This is a genomic window from Lutibacter sp. (assembly GCF_041596795.1).
Taxonomy (GTDB): Bacteria; Bacteroidota; Bacteroidia; order Flavobacteriales; family Flavobacteriaceae; genus Lutibacter.
The window spans coordinates 1-4225 of the sequence record NZ_JBFHHX010000205.1 but is presented as its reverse complement, the minus strand read 5'-3'; the positions used below and the strand labels follow the sequence as shown (position 1 = coordinate 4225).

The window sequence follows — 4225 nt, the reverse complement described above, 5'->3', positions numbered from 1 at the left end:
TTTTTGGTCTTGTACTGAACTTGCATAAGGATGCATTACTTGCGCCCAACCAGTTAAACCTGGCTTAATTACATGGCGCATTGCATAATAGGGAATCTCTTGCTCTAACTGATGTACAAATTCTGGTCTTTCTGGTCTAGGACCAATTAAACTTATTTCCCCTTTTAGTACATTTATAAATTGCGGCATTTCATCAATTCTAGTTTTTCTAAGAATTCTACCAAATTTAGTAACACGCACATCATTTTTTTGAGCCCAAACAGCACCACCCTTTTCTGCATCAGATACCATGGATCTAAATTTAATAATATTGAAATCCTCGCCTCTTTTCCCTATTCGTTTTTGTGTGTACAACAATGCACCCCTATTTCCAATTAAATTTCCTAAAATTACAAGTGGAGCAACAAAAATGAAGCATAAAATTCCTATTATAGAAACTAAAATATCTAATATTCTATGGAAAGAGACATACAAGTTATTTTCCTGACTTTTACTAAAGGTAAAATAGTTATAAAAATCAAAAGCTAATTTATTTTCAGAAATTCGGAACGTTTCATTTTCAATAAAACTATCTACACTTTTAATACTTAATCCTTTTTCAAATAATGCAATTAACTGACTATTCACCTTTTTAGTAATTAACTTACCTTTTTCAGAGGTTACAATTATTTCATTTATAGCAAATTTCTTTACCAAAGCTGCAATATCTGCGTTTTCCACAGTAACAAATTCTAAGGTATCATTATTAATTGGTTCAGAAGAAATATAACATTTTATATTGTTTACTTCAATGTTTTCTTTACACATTAACACCCTTTCAATTTCGTCTTTTTCAGCTATTAGCAATATATTTTTAAAAAAACGAGGCGAAAAAATAAATTGAATGTAAATAAATCTATTTAGTAATATTGATGCCAGTAATACTCCGAAGAAATACAATATTTGCAATCTGTTTTGAGGAAGTAATGGCGAATAATAAGGTGTAAAAACATAAAACAGCGTTGCAAAAACAACCGTAAGTAGTGTACTTTTAATGGTTAAGTATTTATCACTGGCAACTTTTAAATTATACATTTCAAATATTTGACCAAAAAATAAGATATACATACTCAACGAAATAATCCATGTAACAATTTGCGGACTATTAAAATTGAAATACTGATATTCAGTAAACAAACTAACTATATAAAAACTGATAATAGGAAATAAAATATCTAAAACACGTAGATAAATTTTACGTTCTGAAATAGAAAAATGAGTTGTTGTGTTTGGCATTTAAAAGAGTTTCCTGTAAAAAGTAAAAATAAAGAAATTAACCAATACTTTACCCATAATATTTTTTAATTCCGCAATACATCCAAATACTAAAATAATATGTTGTTTTTATAAAAGAAATACCTTCAACATTTCTATAAAAATTCCATTGATGTTTCAATAATTTAAATTTATTTCTTGAATGTGATTTTTCCCGAATTCTATAAATTGCTAATGGTTCTTTTATTCCAACTGCATATTCTATCAATTTTAAATATTGTAACCATAAACCCATATCTTGTCTGTACCTAACCTCTGGCATTTTATATTTGCCTAACTTTTCAATATTTATAAAAGCAGTTAAACAACTTATTGAGTTTTGCTTTAAAATATCATCATAAGTAACTTTATTGGGTACTATAAAATCATTAAATTTTGGATTTAAATTTTCATCATAGCAATGATACGAAGCAAACACAAAACCCTCTGATTCTTGTTCTTGTTTAATTGAAATTTCTATAAAATTGGGCTTCCATAAATCATCAGAGTCTATAAAAGTCATAAAAGAGCCTTTTGCCATCTCAATTCCTGTATTACGACAAATGGCTGGTCCTGAATTTTGCTCTAATTTAATTAATTGAATACGCGAATCTATTGCCGTAAATTTCTCAATAATTTCAACGGAATTATCTGTGGAACAATCATCAATAATTAACCATTCCCAATTCTTATACGTCTGATTTTGTACACTTTCTATAGTACGCAAAATAAATTTACCTGAATTAAAATTTGGTGTTATAACTGATATTAGTGGCGTATTCATTTAATTATAGGGTTGAAATAAAACTTTCTTGTTTTTTTGAGGTTGTTGTAAAATGTTGGTTACTTTTAATTTCATAAACTATATCATTCTCAAAATAAGCAATAATTTCTTGACTTAAATACTGTTGTTGAAGGCCGGTTAACTGTTGCTCTATTAAAAAAGTTAAGTGTCCTTTTTTATGCTGCTGCACCTGATAATTTAAATACAATTGATGCTTTTGTCCTAAATTTTTAAAAATATAATAAAAATATAAACTTGGAAACTCTGCTGTTCTACCATATATAATTTTTCCAATTCTCCCTGTAACTTCCTTAATTACTTGATGTTTCATTCCACAAGAACAAGTACCCTCAGTAGTATCCAAAATAACATAATCTCCTAATTTATAACGAATTATAGGAAATGAAGTTTGTTGTAAATTGGTTACAACTAATTCCTTATTTATTTCTTCTACTATAACCCCTTCCATGTTTATGTGCATTTTTCCTTTTGGGCATTCAAACGCAATAATACCTGTTTCAGCGGCACCATATTCATTAATAATTGGAACGCCAAACGCCTTTTTTACAGCATCTTGATAGGCTACAAACACTTTTTCAGAAGTTCCCTTAACCATTTTAATTTTTTTTGGTTTTTCAAGTTGATGGGCATTATAAATTTTAGCAACTTCATAAATCATAGAAGAATATCCATGAATATAGGTAACGCTATTTATTTTTGGAATCATTTTTTTTATAACAACCTCTTTAAAACTAAAAATTCTAAACCTATTTTGTAAACCATCTAAAATCTTACATTTTAATTTGGATAAAAACGAAAATTGAAATCCCCAAAAATATAAATTTCTTTCCCAAGGTTTAACATTAAACCAAGAATACCCTCTAAAAATACTGGCTCGGTTAAACGAATCTGCATGTTCATCTTTCCAAAAAGTTAAAGAGGTTCCGGAGGTTCCTGAAGTAGACGCTTTAAATTTTTTTTGATTATTTTTTGATGAATGTATTGCCGTATTATAAGCAATCAATTGTTCTTTTGTAATAATTGGAATTTTTTTAATATCAGCTAAAGTCACTATATCACTAGGCTTTAAACCAGCTTTATCAAAAGAATTTTTATAAAAAGTTGTGTTAGCGTAACAATACGCCACCAATTCTTTTAATTTAGTTAATTGGTAATACTCTAACTCTTTTAATGACCATTTTTCTGAATCTTTCAAAAACAAATAATTTTTTGTTAATGATGGATTTCTAAAAAACTGACCAATTTTAAAAATTAATTTATATACCATTATTGCAACACATTTAACCACATTTGTTGTACTGCTTTTTCATCATATTGTGCTACTTGCTCTCTAGCATTTTTAGACAATCTTGCTCCAATTTCCGGATTTTTAATAATTGCTTTTATAGCCTCCGCCATTTCACAAGCATTATTTTTAGCAACCAATATACCCGATTTATTATGATGAATTAAATGACGCATTCCACCAACATTGGTAGATATTACAGGAAATCCTAAAGCCATTGCTTCAATTACACTCACAGGCATATTGTCAAAATTAGAGGTATTTATAAAATAATTATATGCTGTTGCTTTCTTAATCCAATTTTCTTTCGTCATTAAACCTGTAAATTCAATACTATTTTCTATACCCTTTTGTTTTGCGAAATTTTTAATAGCGTTTAACGATCTATCTTTATCAGGGCCTATCATGCACAATTCAGCATTTGGGTAATCCTTTTGCAATAAAATAAGCACTTCAACCGCCATTTTTGGATTGTATATCTGATCAAAAGCACGTACCCATAATAGTTTCGGTGCTATTTCCCTTTCTTTAAATGGATATAAATTTAAACAAATAGCATTAGGAATTACCATAGTTTTAAAACCAACAGCATTAAATACAGTTGCTAAATATAATGAAGGTGAAATATTTCTATAAGAATTTTTAAAAATATATTTTGAAAGCAACGGACTTTTTTTGAGTCGTTCTGGTAAATTCCCTCCATGTAAAATTGGAATATATGCTATTTTCAACAATCTTGCCAATTGAGCAATAAAAAAAGCATAATAAAAATTAGTGGTACTATAGGTATCTATTAAAATATAGTCTGCTTTTTTATGCTTTAGCACACCAAAAATCATAGC

The 4225-nt window shown here is 28.3% G+C and carries 4 protein-coding genes; all 4 read right to left on the bottom strand.

What is annotated here, in order from left to right; genetic code table 11:
• The coding region (locus ABY298_RS15175; RefSeq protein WP_372746896.1) for a sugar transferase at positions 1-1275 on the bottom strand (1275 nt) is incomplete at its 3' end.
• Between the two features lie 49 nt (positions 1276-1324).
• Entirely contained in the window at positions 1325-2077 is a 753-nt protein-coding gene (locus ABY298_RS15170; protein ID WP_372746895.1) for a glycosyltransferase family 2 protein, read from the bottom strand.
• Positions 2078-2081: 4 nt separating this feature from the next.
• On the bottom strand, positions 2082-3365 hold the full coding sequence (locus tag ABY298_RS15165; protein WP_372746894.1) for a phenylacetate--CoA ligase family protein: 1284 nt from the start codon (positions 3363-3365) through the stop codon (positions 2082-2084).
• Positions 3365-4225 (bottom strand): glycosyltransferase family 4 protein (locus ABY298_RS15160; protein WP_372746893.1); only part of this gene is annotated, 861 nt, incomplete at its 5' end. The genes ABY298_RS15165 and ABY298_RS15160, both read right to left, overlap by 1 nt.